The 20,036-nt window shown below is 67.5% G+C and carries 22 protein-coding genes; 16 read left to right on the top strand and 6 right to left on the bottom strand.

Annotated features, from left to right (window positions below; translation table 11 throughout):
- The first annotated feature begins 90 nt into the window (after positions 1–90).
- Positions 91–924 (top strand): lysophospholipid acyltransferase family protein, encoded by an 834-nt coding sequence (locus N536_RS0113420; protein WP_029114073.1) that lies wholly within the window; start codon positions 91–93, stop codon positions 922–924.
- A 10-nt stretch (positions 925–934) separates the two neighbouring features.
- Positions 935–1,369 (top strand): SRPBCC family protein, encoded by a 435-nt coding sequence (locus N536_RS0113415; RefSeq protein WP_029114072.1) that lies wholly within the window; start codon positions 935–937, stop codon positions 1,367–1,369.
- A gap of 4 nt (positions 1,370–1,373) precedes the next feature.
- Here N536_RS0113415 and N536_RS0113410 read toward each other — a convergent pair whose 3' ends face one another.
- Together N536_RS0113410 and malQ are read right to left on the bottom strand one after the other, a co-directional pair.
- Entirely contained in the window at positions 1,374–1,796 is a 423-nt protein-coding gene (locus N536_RS0113410) for a hypothetical protein (RefSeq protein WP_029114071.1), read from the bottom strand.
- Positions 1,797–1,861: 65 nt separating this feature from the next.
- Positions 1,862–4,006, bottom strand: a complete 2,145-nt coding sequence (malQ, locus tag N536_RS0113405) for a 4-alpha-glucanotransferase (RefSeq protein ID WP_036436182.1) — start codon at positions 4,004–4,006, stop codon at positions 1,862–1,864.
- A gap of 279 nt (positions 4,007–4,285) precedes the next feature.
- Here malQ and N536_RS0113400 point away from each other — a divergent pair, with 279 nt between their 5' ends.
- The gene (locus N536_RS0113400; protein WP_029114069.1) at positions 4,286–5,761 is read left to right on the top strand and encodes a cytosine permease; all 1,476 of its coding nucleotides are present in this window, start codon (positions 4,286–4,288) and stop codon (positions 5,759–5,761) included.
- A 224-nt stretch (positions 5,762–5,985) separates the two neighbouring features.
- On the top strand, positions 5,986–6,414 hold the full coding sequence (locus N536_RS0113395) for a hypothetical protein (protein WP_029114068.1): 429 nt from the start codon (positions 5,986–5,988) through the stop codon (positions 6,412–6,414).
- A 48-nt stretch (positions 6,415–6,462) separates the two neighbouring features.
- Here the strand turns inward: N536_RS0113395 and lysA are convergent, their stop codons facing one another.
- The gene (gene lysA / locus N536_RS0113390; protein WP_029114067.1) at positions 6,463–7,743 is read right to left on the bottom strand and encodes a diaminopimelate decarboxylase; all 1,281 of its coding nucleotides are present in this window, start codon (positions 7,741–7,743) and stop codon (positions 6,463–6,465) included.
- Positions 7,744–7,821: 78 nt separating this feature from the next.
- Between lysA and N536_RS0113385 the strand changes: the two genes are divergently transcribed.
- Genes N536_RS0113385 through N536_RS0113375 form a run of 3 tightly spaced genes read left to right on the top strand, consistent with a single transcriptional unit; the run spans position 7,822 to position 10,615 of the window.
- Entirely contained in the window at positions 7,822–8,442 is a 621-nt protein-coding gene (locus N536_RS0113385; protein WP_036436334.1) for a TetR/AcrR family transcriptional regulator, read from the top strand.
- Positions 8,439–9,404, top strand: a complete 966-nt coding sequence (locus N536_RS0113380) for an SDR family NAD(P)-dependent oxidoreductase (RefSeq protein ID WP_029114065.1) — start codon at positions 8,439–8,441, stop codon at positions 9,402–9,404. Before N536_RS0113385 ends, N536_RS0113380 begins: the two co-directional genes overlap by 4 nt.
- Positions 9,405–9,415: 11 nt before the next feature.
- Positions 9,416–10,615 carry an MFS transporter gene (locus N536_RS0113375; protein WP_029114064.1) on the top strand — a complete coding sequence of 400 codons (1,200 nt, stop codon included), beginning with the start codon at positions 9,416–9,418 and terminating at the stop codon, positions 10,613–10,615.
- Here N536_RS0113375 and N536_RS0113370 read toward each other — a convergent pair.
- Together N536_RS0113370 and N536_RS0113365 are read right to left on the bottom strand one after the other, a co-directional pair.
- On the bottom strand, positions 10,584–10,907 hold the full coding sequence (locus tag N536_RS0113370) for a multidrug efflux SMR transporter (protein ID WP_029114063.1): 324 nt from the start codon (positions 10,905–10,907) through the stop codon (positions 10,584–10,586). The genes N536_RS0113375 and N536_RS0113370 overlap by 32 nt on opposite strands.
- Positions 10,907–11,251, bottom strand: coding sequence for a multidrug efflux SMR transporter (locus tag N536_RS0113365; RefSeq protein WP_029114062.1), 345 nt, complete (start codon positions 11,249–11,251; stop codon positions 10,907–10,909). The genes N536_RS0113370 and N536_RS0113365 overlap by 1 nt, the downstream gene beginning before the upstream one ends.
- A gap of 202 nt (positions 11,252–11,453) precedes the next feature.
- Here N536_RS0113365 and N536_RS0113360 point away from each other — a divergent pair, with 202 nt between their 5' ends.
- The 6 genes from N536_RS0113360 (at position 11,454) to N536_RS0113335 (ending at position 17,683) form a co-directional block, all read left to right on the top strand.
- Positions 11,454–13,016 (top strand): carboxylesterase/lipase family protein, encoded by a 1,563-nt coding sequence (locus N536_RS0113360; protein ID WP_029114061.1) that lies wholly within the window; start codon positions 11,454–11,456, stop codon positions 13,014–13,016.
- Positions 13,017–13,098: 82 nt separating this feature from the next.
- Complete coding sequence (locus tag N536_RS0113355; RefSeq protein WP_051574483.1) at positions 13,099–13,986, top strand: sterol desaturase family protein; 888 nt, start codon at positions 13,099–13,101, stop codon at positions 13,984–13,986.
- Between the two features lie 66 nt (positions 13,987–14,052).
- Complete coding sequence (locus tag N536_RS0113350; RefSeq protein ID WP_029114059.1) at positions 14,053–15,459, top strand: FAD-binding oxidoreductase; 1,407 nt, start codon at positions 14,053–14,055, stop codon at positions 15,457–15,459.
- Positions 15,460–15,573: 114 nt separating this feature from the next.
- On the top strand, positions 15,574–16,197 hold the full coding sequence (locus tag N536_RS0113345; RefSeq protein ID WP_029114058.1) for a LysM peptidoglycan-binding domain-containing protein: 624 nt from the start codon (positions 15,574–15,576) through the stop codon (positions 16,195–16,197).
- Between the two features lie 94 nt (positions 16,198–16,291).
- On the top strand, positions 16,292–17,041 hold the full coding sequence (locus tag N536_RS38355) for a hypothetical protein (RefSeq protein ID WP_051574464.1): 750 nt from the start codon (positions 16,292–16,294) through the stop codon (positions 17,039–17,041).
- A gap of 30 nt (positions 17,042–17,071) precedes the next feature.
- A complete protein-coding gene (locus N536_RS0113335; protein ID WP_155948569.1) occupies positions 17,072–17,683 on the top strand; it encodes a hypothetical protein in 612 nt (203 codons plus the stop codon).
- Between the two features lie 21 nt (positions 17,684–17,704).
- Here the strand turns inward: N536_RS0113335 and N536_RS0113330 are convergent, their stop codons facing one another.
- The gene (locus N536_RS0113330) at positions 17,705–18,148 is read right to left on the bottom strand and encodes a nitroreductase/quinone reductase family protein (protein WP_029114056.1); all 444 of its coding nucleotides are present in this window, start codon (positions 18,146–18,148) and stop codon (positions 17,705–17,707) included.
- A 109-nt stretch (positions 18,149–18,257) separates the two neighbouring features.
- Here N536_RS0113330 and N536_RS0113325 point away from each other — a divergent pair, with 109 nt between their 5' ends.
- The 3 genes from N536_RS0113325 (at position 18,258) to N536_RS0113315 (ending at position 20,024) form a co-directional block, all read left to right on the top strand.
- Complete coding sequence (locus N536_RS0113325; RefSeq protein ID WP_029114055.1) at positions 18,258–18,959, top strand: TetR/AcrR family transcriptional regulator; 702 nt, start codon at positions 18,258–18,260, stop codon at positions 18,957–18,959.
- An 86-nt stretch (positions 18,960–19,045) separates the two neighbouring features.
- Positions 19,046–19,399: a helix-turn-helix transcriptional regulator gene (locus N536_RS0113320; protein WP_029114054.1), complete on the top strand. Its 354-nt coding sequence runs from the start codon at positions 19,046–19,048 to the stop codon at positions 19,397–19,399.
- The gene (locus N536_RS0113315; RefSeq protein ID WP_029114053.1) at positions 19,386–20,024 is read left to right on the top strand and encodes an SRPBCC family protein; all 639 of its coding nucleotides are present in this window, start codon (positions 19,386–19,388) and stop codon (positions 20,022–20,024) included. The genes N536_RS0113320 and N536_RS0113315 overlap by 14 nt, the downstream gene beginning before the upstream one ends.
- The last annotated feature ends 12 nt before the right edge of the window (positions 20,025–20,036 follow it).

Raw genomic sequence — 20,036 nt, 5'->3', positions numbered from 1 at the left:
GGCGTCCTCCCTGAAGGGGTGGCACGAGAGTTTACTGGTTTCGCGGAACCGCAGGTTTCGGGTCACGGGCGCGGGTGTATATCACCAGTCATGGCGGGGATCGGTGCTGCCCTCGACTGGGCGCGAACGCAAGTGGCCTCCCGGGTGCCGAAGGCGGACCTGGACCAGCGCGACCCCGACTACATCCGCGAACAGTTGCCCGGCACCTGGCTGCTCGCCTCGCTGTACTTTCGTGCCGACGTCCGAGGACTGGACCGCATCCCCGCGGAGGGGCCGGTCCTGCTCGTCGGCAATCACAGCGGTGGCAACGTACCGCCCGACACGTTCGTGTTCACCCTGGCGTTCTGCTCCTACTTCGGCGTCGAGCGGCCGTTCTACCAACTTGCGCACAACTTGGTCGTTTCGGCGCCGCCGCTGGGGTGGCTGCGCAAGTTCGGCACGGTCGCCGCGAACCACGAGAATGCCCGTCTCGCCCTGGAGTCAGGTGCCGCGTTGCTCGTCTACCCGGGCGGTGACTACGAGGTGTTCCGGCCGTCGTGGAAGCGCCACGAGGTCGACTTCGGCGGACGGATGGGCTATGTGCGACTAGCCCGCGAAGCGGGTGTGCCGATCGTGCCGATCGCCAGCGTCGGTGGCCAGGAGACGGCGTTGTTCCTCGACCGTGGCCAGTGGTTGGCGAAACTGCTGAGGGTCGACAAGCTGGCGCGGCTCAAGAGTGTGCCGATCTCGTTGGCGCTGCCGTGGGGCCTGAACATCAGCGACCTGGCCGGGCACATCCCGCTGCCGGCCAAGATCGTGGTCGAAGCCCTCGACCCGATCGACGTCGACGGGGACGACGAGGTGGTACACGAGAAGGTGATGGCCAGCCTGCAGGCGGGTGTGGATCGGCTGGCGGCGGAGCGGCGATTCCCGGTGATCGGCTGATGAGGTACCGATGAGGCTCGAACGGCGGTGCGTCATCGACGCCGACCGCGACGCGGTGTGGAAGAAGGTGAGCGACCCGGACTGCTACCCCGAGTTCATGGCCAGCCTGGAGCGTTGGGAAACCAACTCGGAAGGACCTGCAGCGGTCGGTTCGCGCTACACCGTGCACTGGAAGATCGGTTCGGTTCCGATCGGTGGCGTGGTCGAGGTCGTCGAGTTCGATCCGGCCCGCGACCTGGCCTGGATCGGAATCACCGGTATCACCCTGCGCGGCCGGTTCCGGCTGCGCGACTGTCCCGACGGCCGCACCAAGGTGACCTTCAGGCTGGCCTACGAAGCGCCGGGCGGACTACTGGGCCTCATCGCCGATCGGGTGGCCGCGCGGCAGGTTGGCCGCACCATGAGCGCGACCGTGAAGAAGCTGAAGGCCCTCGTCGAGGGGTGAGGAGCTAGGCCCCGGGGACGGACATGCCGGGCTGCGGGCCGACCGGCGTGGCCGTCACGGTCGTGATGCCGTTGCCGCCGACTCGTGGTCCGCCGCCAGCTCCGGCGGGCTGGCTGGCCGTCGCGTCGTCCGCGGCCTTCTGCGTGCAGTTGAGCTGCAGGTACATCCGGCCGCCACCGGTGATCTTCTGCTGGTCGACGATGCACTGGGCCTGGGGCAGGTCGCTGCCGACCGCGCCACCGAAGTACGCCTTGACGCCCTGGCTCTTCAGGATCGCGAGGGCGCGGCCGTACGGCTCACCGATCACGTTGAGCGCGACGGCGCTACCCGGGTCGGATTCGGCCACGGTCGGGCTGACCAGAGCCGCTGCGGCCATGCCAACGGGGATGGCGAGCGCGCTCGCGCTCAGCACAACAAGCTTCTTCACGTGACCTCCGAGTGTCGCGGTGCGTTGCGAACATATCGCAGTTGCGCCTCTCGAGTGAACTTCGGTCACTCCTCGCTCAGTGTTACCTGGGCGCGCAGCGCCTCGGCCAGGGTGGCCGCCCGCGGGTCGCCGAACACGTCCTCGAGGAGCATGGGCTTGCCGTCGGGGTCGGCCAGCGGAACCCGCCAATTCGGATACTCGTCGGTGGTCCCCGGCTGGTTTTGGGTGCGCACGTCGCCCACCGCGTCGGGCAGTGCCAGTGCGAGCAGGCGTGACGGGGTCCGGCCGAGGTACTCGTACAAGGCCAGGACGATCTCCTCGGCGCTGGGGTCGGCTCCGTCGTGCAGCAGCCCGACGCGACGCAGTTCGGCCAGCCAGGCGGCCTGCCCGGCGCGGTCGTCGGCGAGTTCGTCGGCGGCGGGCCTGGTCAGCAGGTTCAGCTCCTCACGGATCCGGACGTGCTCGCCGGCCAGGTAGCCGGCGGTGGGGGGCAGGTCGTGCGTGGTGACCGAGGACAAGCAGTACTCGCGCCACCGTTCGGCGTGCAGTGGGCCGCCGTCACCGTCGCGGTCCAGTTCGAACCACAGGATCGATGTGCCGAGGAGGCCACGCTCGCGCAGATAGTCGCGCGCCCACGGCTCGACCGTGCCGAGGTCCTCGCCGACGACCACGGCGCCGACGCGATGGGCTTCCAGCACCAGGATGCCGAGCATCGCCTCGTGGTCGTAGCGGACGTAGGTGCCGTGGGTGGCCGCCGCCCCCTTCGGAATCCACCAGAGCCGGAACAAGCCGATGATGTGGTCGATACGGGCTCCGCCGGCGTGCCGTAGCAGTGCGTTGACCACGGCCCGGAACGGCTCGTAGCCGGACTCGACGAGCTGGTCGGGCCGCCACGGGGGCTGCGACCAGTCCTGGCCCAACTGGTTGAACTCGTCGGGCGGCGCGCCCACGTTCACTCCGAGGGCCAGCACGTCCTGCAGGGCCCACGCGTCGGCGCCGTTGGGGTCCACCCCGACGGCCAGGTCGTGCATGACGCCCAGCGACATGCCTGCCCGCAGTGCGGTGGCCTGCGCGTTGGTCAGCTGGTCGTCCAACACCCACTGCAGCCACCGGTGGAAGTCGACGGCATCGGCGTGCTTGGCGGCGAACGCGGCGACGGCCTCGTTGGCGGGGTGATGCAGCTCGGCGGGCCAGTGGTGCCAGTCGTTGCCGTGTTTCTCGGCGAGCGCGCACCACGTCGCGAAGTCGTCGAGGCTGCGCCCCTCTTGCTCGCGGTACGCGGCGTAGGCCAGCTCGCGGCCCGCCGACCGGGGCACCTCGTAGACGCTCTTGAGCGCGGCGCGCTTGATCTTCCACGCCGAGTCGCGGTCGACGAGTTCGGACGCCTGGGCCCGTGCCTGTGCGACGGCCTGCGCCTTGCGCATCCGGCCGCGGTGGCGGACGTAGGCGAACTCGGGGATCGCCTCGACCCGCAGATACATCGGGTTGACGAACCGGCGTGAGGTCGGCAGGTACGGCGAAGGCTCCATCGGTGCGGTCGGCGCGGCGGCGTGCAGCGGGTTCACCAGGATGAAGCCGGCGCCATGGGTGGCGGCCGACCACACGGCCAGGTCGGTGAGGTCGGTCAGGTCGCCGATGCCCCAGGACCGTTCGGATCGCACGCTGTAGAGCTGGGTGGCCAGGCCCCAAGCGCGGCCGGCGCCGAGCCGCGCCGGCAGGACGGCGGCAGCGGGTGTGACGATCAGCGTGGTCTCGGCGTCGTGGGAGCCGGCCCGCACGTGCAGCCTGTGATAGCCGAACGGCAGGTCGGCGGGCAGCTCGAACGTCGCCTCACCGATCGTGCGGCCGTCGAGGTCGTACGGTGCCCGGTTGTTCTCCAGCTGCTGCAGGTCTCCCCGCGCGGTGCCGTCCTCGAAGCGGATCCATGCGTCGACGGGCTCGCCGTGGGTCACGTGTACCCAGAACGACGACGCCCGATCGGCACGCACCACGATGGTCGCCGCCAGGGTGCGCTGCCAGTGCGCCCGATCGAGCTCCAGAAGTGCTGTCGCCCTGTCCTCTTCGGTGCCGGCAGCCACTCCGAGCGCGCCAAGTACGGACACCAACGTCGACTCGGGCACGGCGTGGCTGCTGCCCGTCCAGTCGACGAAGTCGGTGGACACGCCGTAGCGGTGGGCAAGCTGGATCAACGACGGAGCGGGCTCGGTCATACCGGCAATCTTGCCGGTTGCGGCTCAGGCGTGCGTGGCGGCCGGGCCAAAGCGGACCCGTCGAGCCTGTTGTTACCGAGGCCTCCACTCGAGAAAGCTCTCGACAACTACGGGCTCACGCCTGTTAGCCACCGGAACGTGACAGTGGCACCACCGCTGACTCGGCCGCGCTCACTGCTCAGGTCGAAGTAGCCAGCGCCGAATGTCGACGGTTCGATCAGCCGTGTAGTGGGTACGCGCCTCCTGGTCTTCGCATGTCGTTCCGAGCAAGGAGTCCGCATGTCCGAGGAATCGGCGCCCACCAGTGCTGGTCGCATCGCCGGGGTCGAGGTGCGCTCGATCGACTACGTCCCGCTCAACGAGCGGCACGGCAAGGTCTGGAGTCAGGGGCCGCTGTGGTTCATGAGCAATGCTCAGATCGCGACCTTGGCGGTCGGCACGTTCTCGGTCACGGGCGGCGGCAACCTGGTCTGGTCGATCCTCGCCATCATCAGCGGTGTTCTGTTCGGCACGTTCTTCATGGCGTTCCACTCGGCGCAGGGCCCGCAGCTCGGGCTGCCCCAGATGATTCAGTCCCGACCGCAGTTCGGGTATGTGGGCGCGCTGTTGGTCTGGGCCTTCGCCTACCTGCAATACGCGGGATTCAACATCTTCAACACGATCTTGGCGGGCGACGCACTGCACTCGACGATCCACGGCCCAAGCAAGATGTGGATCGTCATCGCCACTCTCGTCGCCGCGGTCGTGGCATTGGTGGGCTACGACCTCATCCATGGAGTGGAACGCTGGCTGACGGTGGGATTCCTGGTGATCTTCGGTCTGCTCACGATCGGCGTGTGCACGCTGAACTACCCCGCAGGTTCCTTCGACCTCGGCGACTTCAAGTGGACGCCCTTCCTCATTCAGTTCGGCGCGGTTGCCGGCTACCAAATCAGTTGGGCCATCTACGTATCGGACTACTCCCGCTACTTGCCGCCGTCTGTCACCGTCCGCCTGACGTTCCTGTGGACCTACTGGGGGTCAGCCCTGGGCGCCATCTGGTTGATGTGCCTCGGCGCCGCGCTGGCCGCATGGGCGGGCGACAACTTCGACACCATCTCGTCGATCGAAGATGCAGGGAATCAAGTCTTTTCAGGCTTCGGCGCAGTAGCCCTGGTCTTCTCGACGCTGGGGCTCATCTCCGTCACCGCGTTGAACATGTACGGCGGGTCGCTGACGTTGATCAGCGCCATCGACTCGTTCAAGAAGGTCCGGCCGACCAGCATGCTTCGGATTCTCACCATTGGTTTTACGGCCGTGCTCTCGCTCATCCCGGCCTTGCTCATCGGCGAGAACTTCCTCACCAACTTCGAGGACTTCCTCCTGCTCGTGCTCTACCTCTTCGTCCCGTGGACCGCCGTCAATCTCGTTGACTACTACGTGGTTCGGCGCGGGCATTACGCCATCGCGGAGATCTTCAACCCGCGGGGCATGTACGGCCGCTGGGGGTGGCGGGGCATCACGTCGTATCTGGTGGGCTTCGCTGCGATGCTTCCCTTCCTGAGCACCAGCAAGTACACCGGCTTCATCGCGTCCGCGCTCGGCGGTGCCGACATCTCGATGTTCGTAGGTCTTCCGGTCGCCGGAATCCTCTACTGGATCCTGGCCAGATCCATCGACATCGAGGGTGAGACGCGGATCGCCGAGGCTGAGGCCGAGGAGCTCGAGCGCGTGGCCCGCGAGCACCAGCGTCCCGAGGGCCACGCGACGACCTGATATGCGCGACTGAACTACGCCCGCCAACGGGAAGCCACGGCTCGGCAGACGAATACGCGCCGGGCTGTCGAGTGAACGCTCACACCAACATTGCAGTAGTAGTAGCGCGCCGAATCCGAGCGAGATTGCAGTAGCGCGCCACTGCGCTCGTCGCGCCCTGCGGGAGTGACGATCTCATCGCGGATCACGACCGGTCCGTGATGACAGCAATGGGGGAATCGACCATGATCAAGAAAGCGCTAGTCGCCGCAATCGCGGCAGGAGCCCTGTCCGTTCCGCTCGCTGCACTGGCGAGCGCAGATCCGCCATCCGACCCCGGCAGCACCGCCAACGGAATTGGATCGGGTGGTGTCCCGGCGAAGCTGGGCAACTTCCTGGACACCGGTATCACGCCTGGCGCGAACCCATCGGGCGCCCCGGTCACGCCCGGCTCGGTCATCAATGGGTTGGCAAAGTTGCCGGGCACCACGCCTGATGCGATGGGGCAGTTCGAAACTGGTCTTTGGGCAACTCACACGCTCACCAACGGTGACCAAGTCCAGACGGTATGGGGGCCCACCCCTCCAGGCTTGGCCGTCAAGCCGATCACGCCTGGGTGCAGTCACGGACACACTGCGGTAACCGATTCCACCTCGGTGAAGTGCGTCGGCTAAGCAGCGCGCTTGCCGCCCGCATCCCGTTCGGGGTGCGGGTGGTGCCGACTAGTCGTCGACGTCGCGGGCCAGCAGGTCCTCCCAGGTGTCGCGACGCACCACAAGCCGGGCAGTTCCGTTCTGCGCGAACACGACTGGCACTCGCCGGGCCCCGTTGTACTGATTGGACATCGTGTAGCAGTACGCCCCAGTGACCGGCACCGCGAGCAGGTCACCGACGGCCGGGTCGCGTAGGGCGATGCCATCGACCAACTGGTCGCCCGACTCGCAGTGCCTGCCGACGACGGTGACCGTCTCCCCGCCACCGACCCGGTCGACGATCGTCGCCTCGAATCGTTGCCCGGTGAGCGACACCTCGAGGTTGTCGCCCATGCCGCCGTCGACCGCGACGTGCACGATCCCACCGCGCTTCACCGTCGTCACGCGGTAGATCGTGCACGCCGTCGTCGCCACCATGCTGCGGCCGGGCTCGACGATGATGCGGCTGCCCTCGGGCAGCAGGGCGCGTGCCTGGCCCACCATCGCGTCGGCGTACGCGTCGAGATCCGGTGGGTGCTCGTCGTAGGTGTAGCGGACCCCGAGCCCGCCGCCCAGGTCGTAGGTGTCGAAGGAACCCAGTGCGGCGATCGGCGCCACCGCCTGCGCCAGCTGGTCGACGTCGAGTAGCTGAGAACCGACGTGGGTGTGTACGCCAGCGAGTCGCAGCACCGGGCTGCGGTCGATGCGTTTGATCGCCAGCCGGGCGTCGTCGGGCATCAGCCCGAACTTCGACCCCTCGTGGCCGGTCGCCTGCGACGCGTGGGTGGCGGCTTCCACACCGGGAATCACCCGGACCAGACACGGCTGCCGTGTGCCCGAGGGCACGATGCGTTCCAGGCGGTCGATGTCGTCGAAGTTGTCGACCACGATCAGTCCGACGCCGCGCCGCACGGCCAGCTCCAGCTCTTCGTCGGTCTTGGCGTTGCCGTGCAGGACCAGCGTGGCAGGGTCGGCTCCTGCCTTCAGTGCGCTCAGGATCTCGCCGCCGCCCGCCACGTCGACGTGGAGCCCTTCGGCGACCATCACCCGCTGAACGGCCGTGCACGGGAACGACTTCGACGCGAACGCGACGTCGGCGCGCGGCCACCGACTGCGGAACGCCTCCAGGTAGGAGCGTGCCCGCTGCCGCAGCGCGTCCTCTGCGACGACGATGGCGGGCGTGCCGAACTGGGCGGCCACGTCATCGAGTCGACAGCCGCCCACCACGAGCGTGCCGTCGTCGGCGAGCGCAGAGCCCGGCGGGAACAGCCCGACTATTTCGTCGGTGGTCGGCTCGCGATGAGTGCGCACTGACACAGCGTGCCATTGCCGGCGTCGAAACAACCTGCTAACGTCCGTCTGTAACGATCCCTACAGAGCGGAGTGCACGTGAACGCCGCTGCGCCGACCCAGAAGCAACAGCAAGGCGAGCAGTCCCGCGAGCTCATCCTCGATGCGACCGAACGCCTGATGGCGACGAAGGGCTATGCGGCGACGTCGATCAACGACATCCGCAAGTCGTGCGGGTTGCCGCCGAGCTCGATCTACTGGCACTTCGGGTCGAAGGAGGGCGTCCTGGCCGCCGTGATGGAACGCGGCGCCGGACGATTCTTCGCAGCCATCCCGACGTGGGACGAAGCCGAGGGCCCTGAGGCGCAGAGGCGTATCGCGGCCGCGCAGCTCGCCGAGCATCCCGACTTCCTGCGGCTGCTCTACATGCTGTCGCTCGAGCGCAGCGTCGATCCGGCGGTTGGGCAGATCGTGCGTCGGGTCCGTGACACCGCCATCGCGCGGTTCCGCGACGCCATCGCCCACCTTGTCCCGCCAGACGTGCCGCGGGACAAGGCCGATCGCGTCATCGAGGAGTTGACCGCCTTCGCGGTCGCGCAGTCCGACGGCGTCTTCTTCGCCGACCACCTCGAACCCGAGGCGACCGACGTGGATCGGATGTACCGACGGCTCTTCCAAGCCGTCGCCGCCCTCGTCCCCGTTCTTCTGGAGGAGCCATGACCATGAAGACCGCGGTCATCACCGGAGCGGGCAGCGGGCTCGGATTCGAATGCGCCCGTGCACTTCTCGCCCGCGACGAGTCTTGGCACGTCGTCCTGGCCGTCCGCAGTCCACAACGCGGTGCCGAAGCGGTCGCGGCGCTCGGCGAGCCGAAGCGCTGCACCGTCGTCGAATGCGACCTCGCATCACTCAAATCGGTCCACGCGTTCGTGGACCACGTGCGGGCCGCGACGGAGCTGCCACCGCTGCACGCCATCGTGTGCAACGCCGGCGTCCAGGTGCTCTCCGGGACTGGAACCACCGCAGAAGGTTTCGAGATGACCTTCGGCGTCAACCACCTCGGTCACTTCGCGCTGGTGCAAGGTTTTCTCGGAGGGCAGGAGCGAAGCGACCCGGGAAATGTCGGCGACCAGTTGGCCCGCCCGGCCCGAATCGTCGTGGTCAGCAGTGGAACCCACGATCCTGCCAAGCACACCGGCATGCCGGCGCCTGCCTACACCCGCGCCGCCGATCTGCTGTACCCACCGCGAGACGACGGCGAACTGACCCCGGCGGCGGGCCGGCGCCGCTACACGACGTCGAAGTTGTGCAACGTGCTCTACGCCTACGAGTTGGACCGGCGTCTCGGGCATGGCGCACAGGACATCACGGTGAACACGTTCGATCCCGGCCTGATGCCCGGCTCCGGTTTGGCGCGCGACTATCCGCCGCTGCAGCGGTTGGCGTGGCGCTATCTGATGCCGCTGATGCGCGTCTTCCCACAGGTGCACAGCACCCGTGCGTCGGGTCGGCATCTAGCCGCCCTGGCGGCCGATCGACGGTTCGAGGGCGTCACCGGGCACTACTTCGAGGCGCTCAAACCGATTCAGTCGTCGGCGGACTCGTACGACCGCGGCAAGGCGCTGGACCTGTGGCAGACCAGTGCACACCTGGTTTCGGAGGGCGCACCCGACGCCCGGTAACGTCGATGGACATGGCCGCAGAACTGCTCGAGACGGCCGGGGCGAGAAACCGTCGAGCACGGGTTGCGTCCGCGGCCATGTTCCTGACGAACGGGGCGATCTTCGCCAACCTGCTGCCGCGATTCCCCGAAATCAAGGCCGACCTCGGGCTCTCCAACGCCGGCTACGGCGGCGCGATTGCGGCCTTCTCTGCCGGTGCACTGGTCTCGGGACTGACGGCAGGCGCGTTGATCCGCCGGTTCCGGTCGTCGCGGGTGGGCGTGGTCGCGACGTCGTGCATCGCGTTGTTCGTCTACGCCGCCGCCGTCGCGCCGACGCCGGTGTGGTTCGCCGTCGCTCTCTTCATTGCCGGTGCCGCGGACTCGATCACCGACGTGGCACAGAATGCGCACGGTCTGCGGGTGCAACGAAAGTACGGCCGCTCCATCATCAATTCGCTGCACGCGGTCTGGTCGGTCGGCGCGATCCTCGGGGGTCTGATGGGCGCCGGTGCCATCGCGTTGCACATTCCGCGCACGACTCATCTGGCCGTTTCCGGGATCGTGTTCACCGTCGTCGTCCTGATCGCGTACCCGTTCCTGTTGCGAGGGTCGGACCACGAGGATCACCCCGCGGCGCAGACGGACGCGGAGGCGAAGGCCGGGTTCGGCGTCTACGCGGTGCTTGCTGCGTTGGTGGCCATCGCGATAGGCGGTGCGGCCATCGAGGATTCGGGAAGTTCTTGGGCCACCCTCTATCTGCGCGACAGCCTGTCCGCGCCTGCGGCGCTCGCGGCGTTCGGCTACGTCGCGATGGTCAGCTTCCAGTTCGTCGGGCGACTCTTCGGCGACCGCTTGGTCGATCGGTTCGGTGAACGCGTCGTCGCGCGCGCCGGCGGACTCGTGGCGGCGGTGGGGATGGGAGCCGCGTTGGCGTTCCCGACCGTGCCGACGGTCATTGCCGGATTCGCGGCGGCGGGTTTCGGCTGTGCCACGCTGATTCCAGCGGCCATGCACGGCGCAGATCAGCTACGCGGACTGCGCCCGGGCACAGGGCTGACCATCGTGACGTGGCTGTGCCGGGTCGGGTTTCTGATGTCCCCGATCATCGTCGGCATGGTGGCCGACGCAGCCAGCCTTCGGGTCGGGCTGCTCATCGTCCCGTTCGTGGGTCTGGCGATGGTGCCACTGGCCCGTGCGCTCAGTGGACGGCGCCCGACAGTTCGATCGTGAGCACGCCCGCCACGATGAGCGCGATGCCCGCCCCCATCGTCCAGGTGAGCGCGTCCTTGAAGAGGAATCGGGCGATCAGCGCGACGGCGGCGACGCCACAGGCGGTCCACACGCCGTAGGCGATCCCGACCGGCATGCCGAACGACAGCGTCAGCCACAGCAGGTAGAACGACGCGACGTATCCGAGGACGACCGGAACGATCCAGGCCTTCTTGCGGAAACCATCCGACGCGCGCAGCGACAGGGTCGCGACGACCTCGATGCCGATGGCGGCCACCAACACCACCCACATCATGGCGTCGACTCGATTTCACGGGCCGGTCGTGACCCGAACTCGATGAGCAGAACTCCGGCGATGATCAGACCGATGCCTCCGACGATCGGCCAGGTGAACGGATCGCCGAAGATGAGTGCGCCAAGCACCGCGGTCAGTGCGGTGCCCGCGGCACCCCAGATGCCGTAGGCCACGCCGACGGCCATGCCCGCGCGCAGCACCAGGGTTAACAACACCAGCGCGCCCGCGTAGCCCGCGACCACGACCACCAGCCACGCCGCATGATCCTGGGAGGCCCGCAATGACAGGGTTGCCGCCACCTCGATCGCGATCGCCGCGATCAGCAGCCCCCATTTCCGCACGGCGCTAAAACTAGCCTCCTGCTCGTCGGGGTCCTCCCGCGCCACCGGGTTCTGCCATAACTGCTGCTCACAGGCTTGCGCAGCCTCCGCGTAACCTGTTGACAAGGCTTTCGACACCCGTCAACCTCGTGAAGGAGCAGCACATGACGGATCCCCAGCGCACCCTCATCGGCGTCCTGCTCACCACGGATGGCGCAACCAAGTGACGACGGAGCAGAACACCGAACGGTGGAGCGGAAACCCCGTCGCCGACACCGCATACGGCCCGGTGCGCGGTGTCGACGACGGAACGGTCAAGGTGTGGAAGGGGATTCGCTACGCCGCACCGCCCGTCGGCGAGCTGCGCTGGCGGGCACCGCAGCCGCCCGCCCGGTGGACCGACCCCGCCGACGCCACGAAGGTCGGGCCGGTGTGCCCGCAGCCGACCGACCCGCGGATCCCGATCGACCTCGGTGCGCCTCAAGGCGACGACTGCCTGACGCTGAACGTGTGGGCTTCGTCGGACACCACACCCGACGACCGCAAGCCGGTGATGGTGTGGGTGCACGGCGGCGCCTACATCCTCGGTTCGTCGGCGCAGCCGCTGTATCACGGCCGGGCGCTCGCCTCGGCCGGTGACGTCGTCATCGTCACGATCAACTACCGGCTCGGGGCGCTGGGCTTCCTCGACCTGTCGCCGTTCTCCACCCCGAAGGCCACCTTCGAGACCAACCTGGGCCTGCGCGACGTGCTCTTCGCGTTGCAGTGGGTGCGCGACAACGTCGCCGGGTTCGGCGGCGATCCGCAGCGGGTGACCGTCTTCGGCGAGTCGGCGGGTGCCGGCGTGATCACCACGCTGCTCGCCAGTCCGTCCGCTGCGGGACTGTTCTCGGCCGCCATCGCGCAGAGCTCACCCGCGACGTCCATCTACGACGCCACCCGTTCGCGGGTGGTCGCCCAGCAGTTCCTCGACGCGCTCGGCGTCGACGGCGCCGACGGGCTGGTCAATGCGCCCACTGCGGCGGTGCTCGCCGCGTCCAAGCACGTCTTCGACCACGTCCCGGTGACCACCCCCGGCACGTTGGCCTTCGCACCGATCGTCGACGGCGACGTCGTGCCCGATTACCCGGTCGCAGTGGCGCGGGCGGGCGGCACCCATCCGGTGCCGCTGATCATCGGCACGAACAAGCACGAGGCAGCGCTCTTCCGGTTCATGAAGTCGCCCCTGATGCCGATCACACCGCACGCGATCAAGGCCATGTTCGCGGAGATCGCGGCCGAACAACCCGGACTGCAGCTGCCCACCGAAGAGCAACTGGGCGCGACCTACCGCGGACGCGGCAAGACGCCGGGCATGGGGGTGGCGCGCGACCTCGGATTCCGGATGCCCTCGATCTGGATGGCCGAGGGGCACGCGACCGTGGCCCCGGTCCACGTCTACCGGTTCGACTGGGCGACGCCGATGCTCCGGCTGTTGCGCCTCGGCGCAGCCCACGCCACCGAACTGCCCTACGTCTGGGGCAATCTCGTCGCCGGGCCGAGGGACCCGACGTTCAAGCTCGGCGGGCTGAAGGTGGGCACCGCGGTCTCGGAGCGGATGCGCGCCCGGTGGCGCAACTTCGCGGTGACGGGCGAACCGTCGGGACTGGCCGGTGATCCGGAGTGGCGGCCGTACCGCAGCGACGACCGGGCAACGCTGGTGATCGACCGGCAGGACCGCGTGGTGCAGGATCCGGACCGCGAGACGCGGGCGGCCTGGGGTGACGACGTGCTCAGTTTCCGCTGAGCGAGGGCGTTACGCTGCCCTGGGAGGTGTCGACGTGGACTGGGGTTTCTCCGGAATTCTCTCGGGCGTGCTGCCGCCGCTGATGCACGACCCGGTGATGTTCGCCGTCCCGTTCTTCCTGCTGCTGCTGATCATCGAATGGGCAGCGGCGCGCAAACTCCAGCACACCGAGGCCGATCGCGTGCCCGCCGGGGCCTACCTGAAGCCCGACGCCTGGGCCAGCATCTGGATGGGTGTCGTGTCGATCGCCACCAGCGGTGTGCTCAACGGCGTTGCACTACTGGGCTACGCCGCGCTGTATGCCTACGTCGCGCCGTGGCACCTGCCGGCCACCGAGTGGTACACGTGGGTGATCGCCATCCTGGGCGTCGACCTGCTCTACTACGCCTACCACCGGGCGGCGCACCGAATCCGGATCTTCTGGGCCACCCATCAGGCACACCACTCCAGCCAGTACTTCAACTTCGCCACCGCACTGCGACAGAAGTGGAACATCAGCGGCGACGTGTTCCTGCGGGCCGTGTTGCCACTTCTCGGCGTCCCGCCCTGGATGGTGTTCGCCAGCTTCTCGATCAACCTCGTCTACCAGTTCTGGATCCACACCGAACGGATCGGCAAGCTCTGGCGGCCAATCGAATTCGTGCTCAACACGCCGTCGCACCACCGGGTGCACCACGGCATGGATGCGCAGTACCTCGACAAGAACTACGGCGGAATCCTGATCGTGTGGGACCGGCTGTTCGGCAGCTTCGCCGCGGAGACCTCCCGGCCGCACTACGGGCTGACCAAACAGGTCGACACGTTCAACGTCTGGAAGCTGCAGACCCACGAGTACGTGGCGATCGCCCGAGACGTCCGCCACGCTCGCCGCTGGCGTGACCGCCTCGGTTACGTCTTCGGCCCACCGGGATGGACGCCGGTGCCGGTTGCGCGGCCGGATAGTCCGGCACCGATGACCGCCGCCCAATAGTTGCCTGACCTCACGGGGAGGCAAATGCGTGGCCCTCGGGCCCTGCGAAGCCGTATTGTCCGCGGGGTGAAAACGGTGTTCGACGGTCATGTGGATCCTGCGCTCGTCGAACGGTCCCTTGCGGCAAGCTCCTTCGGTTCGATGTGGCTGGACGTGCCCCGGCCGGAGTACCCGCGACTTCCGGGACCGATCACCTGCGACCTGCTCGTGGTCGGTGGCGGTTACACCGGATTGTGGACCGCACTGCATGCCGCACAGCGCAATCCGGATCAGCGCGTCGTCCTCATCGAGGCCGACCGCATCGGGTGGGCAGCGTCCGGCCGCAACGGCGGGTTCGTCGAGGCCAGCCTTACTCACGGGCTGGCAAACGGAAAGACGCGCTGGCCCAACGAAATCGACCGACTCGTCGAGATGGGCCTGGAAAACCTCGATGGCATGCAGGACGAGATCGCGCGACTCGGCCTCGACGTGGAATGGCAACGCTCGGGAATGCTTGCGGTGGCGACCGAACCGCACCAGGTCGAGTGGCTGAAGGAAGCCGCCGAGTCGGGGGAGGGCCGCTTCCTGGACCGCGACGAGGTGCAGGGCGAGGTGCATTCACCGACGTACCTCGCCGGGCTGTTCGACGCCGACACGTGCGCGATCGTCCATCCGGCCAAGTTGGCGTTGGAACTCGCCCGCGCGTGCCAGGAGGCGGGCGTGCAGATCTACGAGCACACCAATGCGGCGTCCCTACACTCGGGCGGGATCGCACTGTCCGTGGGGACCAGCAATGGGGTGGTCACCGCGCGTCAAGCCGTGCTGGCGACCAACGTCTTCACCTCGCTGCTGCGGCGCAACCGGTTGTACACCGTGCCCGTGTACGACTACGTGCTGGCGACCGAGCCCCTCACCGACGCGCAACTGGACCGAATCGGATGGCGGGGCCGACAGGGAATCGGCGACTCCGCCAACCAATTTCACTACTACCGGCGCACGCAGGACGACCGCATCGTGTGGGGTGGCTACGACGCGGTGTACCACTTCGGCCGCAAGGTCGATGCCGCCCACGAGAGCCGACCCGCGACCTACGAGACGCTCGCAAGGCACTTCTTCATCACCTTCCCCCAGCTGGACGACGTCCGGTTCAGTCACCGGTGGGCGGGTGCCATCGACACCAACACCCGATTTTGTGCGCACTGGGGGCTGGCCCGCGACGGCAGAGTCGCGTACGTCAACGGCTTCACAGGACTGGGCGTTGGCGCTGCGCGGTTCGCCGCCGACGTCTGCCTGGATCTGCTCTCCCGTGTGGAGACACCGCGCACCGAACTGGAGATGGTGCGCAAACGTCCGCTGCCGTTTCCACCCGAACCGTTGGCCAGCATCGGCATCCAGGCCACCCGGTGGTCGCTCGACCGCGCGGACCACAGCGGGGGCCGGCGCAACGCGCTGCTGCGCACGCTCGATGCGCTGGGGCTCGGCTTCGATTCGTAGTCGGCCGCAACCGATTGTTCGCCAACCGTTTTGATTGCGTCGAGTCGAACGGCCCACGAGGCAGGTGGTGGTCAGTAAGCTCCCAGCCGTCAACGAGCGGAAGGGGCAGACATCGTGGGAGACAGGCTGCAAGACGGCGAGAAGCTGGAGGTCGGCCAGCGGTTGACCTCGCGCAATGGAGCGTATGAGCTGGTCCTGCAGGACGACGGAAACCTGGTGCTGTACGCCGGCGAGGAATCGGTGTGGTCCACCGGAACCAATGGCGAGAACGTCGTTCGCGCCGAGGTGCAGAGCGACGGCAACTTCGTGTTGTACACGCCGGAAAAACCGGTGTGGCACAGCGATACCAAGGGCGCCAAGGACGTTCGGCTGATCCTCCAGGACGACCGGAATCTGGTGCTGTACGGATTCGATGGTCCGGCATGGTCGTCGGGCACGCAGACCGACGACGCACCGACGCCTCCGGCGCCACCCGCTGCCGCCGAGCCCGAGGCGGTCCCCGTGGCGGTCGAGGAGCCCGAAGCCCCGCCAGCGCCGGAACCTGCGGCGGCCGCCGCACCGCCACCACCGCCTCCGCCACCTGCACCGCGGACCTACACGGTGGTATCCGGTGACACGTTGTGGGCCATCTCGGAACGGTTCTACGGCGACGGCAATCGGTACCAGCAGATCGCGGACGCCAGCGGCGTCTCCAACCCGGACCTGATCCACCCCGGTCAGGTGCTGACGATCCCTTAGCGCAATAAGAAGGCGGCCCGGGACTTTCGGCCCGGGCCGCCTTCTCCTGCAGGTAGGCTGGCAACCCCAGCTACCTTCCCGGATCGGAGCACGCATGCGGTTGTCGTGTTTGCGCGCACTGGCACTGACGGCCGCCCCGATCGCCACGGCGTTGTTTGCGCCGTTCGTCGCACCACCGACTGCGCCTGCGGCACCGGGCGTTCTGGTCTATCCGGGCATGGAGGTCCGGCAGGACACCAACGTGTGCACGCTCGGCTACGTCGACATGCAGACGCGCACCGCGTTCACGGCCGGCCATTGCCGGGGGAGTGGATCGGTGGGCGACCGCGACGGAAACGTCATCGGCCACCAGACGTTGTTCAGGGACAACACCCCTGACGGGGCGACGGTGGCAACCGACCACTTGATCTCGGACTGGGAAGCGATCCAGCTTGCGCCCGAGGTGATGGTGAACAACGTCCTGCCAGGCGGACGGGCTCTGGTCGTCGATCCAATGGTCATTCCGCAACCCGGTCAACAGGTGTGCCACTTCGGCGTGGTCACCAACGAAAGCTGTGGCACCGTAGAGGCCGTCAACAATGGTTGGTTCACGATGGCCAACGGCGTGGTGAGCCAGAAGGGTGATTCGGGTGGCCCGGTGTACGTGCTCACCGACGACGGACGAGCCGTCATCGTCGGCATGTTCAACAGCACGTGGGGCCAGTTCCCTGCGGCCGTTTCCTGGCAGGCCACGGACCAACAGATTCGTCAGGAAGTCTTCACGGTCACGTCCGGCACTGTCGGCACCACTACCAGCACCACTGCCGTCCCGAAACCGCCAGTTCCGACCAACGCGCCGGCCTAGCCCGGCGTAACGCACGCCCAGGAAGCACTCATGCCGCCTTCATCGGGACGGTGGTCCCGCCGACGGATCATCGTCACCGTTCTCGGGTCACTTGGCATCCTCGCCATGGTGGGTACGACGCTCGGTGCCGTGGTGATGCCCTTCGTGGCCAAGGATTCGGACGCGCCGCCGACGCGCAGCGCCATCGCGACGCCATCGTCGACCGAGCCCGCGATCCTGATGCAGCCGTTGGCGGTTCGCCCCGTGATCCAGGCGCTGGTGGCCACTCCCGAAGAGTGCCAGCAGCTGCCCCCGCCGCCCCCGCCGGACGTGCCCCAGCAGGCCTGCGACCTGGAGCGCACCGCTCGCTACGAGATGGATCCAGTTGCGTTGCGGCTCAACCTGACCGGCGTCAAGTCGGTGAAACTGCCGATGAGTGAGTTCTACAGTGTCCAGCTCGCGATGGACCCGGGCTCTGGTGCGGCATTCGCCGGCTACACGTCCGGCCACGTCGGCAAGCAGCTGGCGTTCGTCAGGGACGGGGTGGTGCTCGCGGCCCCCGCCATCGACCAACCCATCAACGGACAGTCACTTCAACTGTCGGGCAACATGACTCAGGCCACCGCCGAGACGATAGTGCGCATGCTTCGGGACGGGTCGTGACGAGCCCTCCGGCCTAGATGTCTAGATGGCCCTCAGCTCGAACACGGGAAGTGACGGCGCCGCGGCGCGGAGTTCGGCATCGGTCGACTCCGGCGTCAAGCCACCGACGTGGCCCTTCACCTCCCAGTACCACCGCTGCACGTAGCGCTTCAACAAATCGGGCTTGGCGTCGTCGGCGAGCTCGATGACGCGGAACTCGCGCCTACGCCACCGCGGACCCATCTCCAGCCGACCCGCGGCCCTGGCGTTGCGCGCCCACTGGGTGTTGCCGCGCGGCGACACCAGATAGTCCCGGCCGTCGACGGTCATCAGGTTCACGACGACGCCGCGCAGTTTGCCGGTCTTGCGGCCTCGGACCCGTACTGCGCGGGTCCCGGCGATGCCGATGCCGGCCTCGGCGAGGAAGCGGAAGAACCCGTTGGCGCCCTTGGCCACGAGGTTCGGTTCGTCGTATCGAGTGGTCACGCTGGTCTCCTCTGAGTCGGAATATTGAGAGCACTGCTCTCGTTTTCACTCTGGCACGACACCACCGATAAAGCAAGAGCAGTGATCTCGTTTGTGCCACACTCGGGCGATGGGAAAGCGTCGGGAATCGCGAGAGCGCATCGAACGACAGATCGTCGAGATCGGCAGGCGCCACCTCGTCACCGAGGGAGCGGCGGGGCTCTCGGTGCGCGCCATCGCACGGGACCTGGGCATGGTGTCGTCGGCGGTGTACCGCTACGTCGCGAGCCGCGACGACCTCCTGACCCTCTTGCTGATCGACGCGTACACCGAACTCGCGGAGACAGTCGATCGTGCCCGGGAGTCCGCCTCGGACTCCTGGACCGACCAGGTGGTGGCGATCGCACGAGCCACGCGCCAGTGGGCGGTCGACCAGCCGGCATGCTGGGCACTGCTCTACGGCAGCCCGGTGCCCGGCTATCAGGCGCCCGCGGAGCTGACGGTCGGTCCCGGGACGCGGGTGATCGGCGCCCTGTTCGGCGCGATCGGCGCGGGCGTCGACGCAGGTGACATCGAGATGCCGAATGCTCGCGTGCCCGAACCGATGTCTACGGACTTCGAGCGGCTGAGGGAGGAGTTCTCGTTCACCGGCAACGACGCCACCGTGCTCAAGTGCATCCTGTCGTGGGCCGCGTTGGTCGGAGCCATCAGCCTGGAGGTGTTCGGTCAATACGGCGCCGACACCCTCACCGAGCCCGCGCTGGTCTTCGACGGCCAGGTCGAGCTGCTCATCGCCACACTCACATCGGCGAGCAGTCACAAATGCCCCTAACTCCCGGGCGTGTCGGGTACATATGCGACTGCTCGCGCTTCAATTAGCATTGACTTATATAAGCTGACACTGCTATTTTTTGTGGCGTGCACGCGTTCGACGTCCTTGGGGACCCCGTGCGCCGGCGGATCCTTGAGCTATTGGCCGACGGCGAGCAGTCGGCGGGATCCATCGGCGCCACCGTTCAGGCGGAGTTCGCGATCACCCAGCCCGCGGTGTCGCAGCACTTGAAGGTGCTGCGCGACAACGGTTTCGCATCAGTCCGCGCCGACGGCCAACGCCGGCTGTACGCGGTGAACGGTGAGGCACTGCGCGACGTCGACCAATGGTTGGACACCTTTCGCCGGTTCTGGACACCACATCTCAATGCGCTGGCCACCGAGGTCGCGCGTGGCAAGCGGCAACGCAGAAGTCAAGGGAGTAAAGATGTTCGAGGTTGACGTAGACCATCAGATCAACGCCGTGCAGCGCACCGTCGGGACGCGCACGCTCGACGCCGGGGAGGCGCACGTCGTCACCGTCAGTCAGATCTACGACACCGACGCGGCCGATCTCTGGGATGCGGTCACCAACGTCGAGCGCATTCCCCGGTGGCTCATGCCGATTTCCGGCGACTTGAAGGTCGGCGGTTCCTACCAGCTCGAGGGCCAGGCCGGTGGGACCATCCAGACGTGCGACCCGCCGAAGAACTTCACCGCCACTTGGGAGTACGGCGGCAACGTCAGCTGGATCGAGGTCAGCATCGGCGCCGACGGCCCCGACCGGGCACGTTTGACGGTCGAGCACATCGCTCACGTCGACGACGAGATGGCGCAGCAGTTCGGCCCGGGTGCCGTCGGGATCGGATGGGATTCGATGGTCCTCGGACTGGCCATCCATCTGAGCACCGGTGAATCGATCGACCCGTCCGTCGGGCAGCAATGGACCACCACCGAGGACGGTCGTCGCTTCCTGACCCTGTCCAGCGAAGCGTGGTACGCCGCGAACGTGTCGGCAGGCGAGGATCCGGCGACGGCGCGGGCGTCGGCCGATCGGTGCCTCAAGGCCTACCTCGGCGAGGAATGAACTAGAACACGT

The organism is Mycobacterium sp. URHB0044 (assembly GCF_000620625.1).
In the GTDB taxonomy this organism is placed as follows: Bacteria; Actinomycetota; Actinomycetes; order Mycobacteriales; family Mycobacteriaceae; genus Mycobacterium.
The sequence above is the reverse complement of the archived record's forward strand: the minus strand, read 5'-3'. Positions and strand labels throughout refer to the sequence as shown.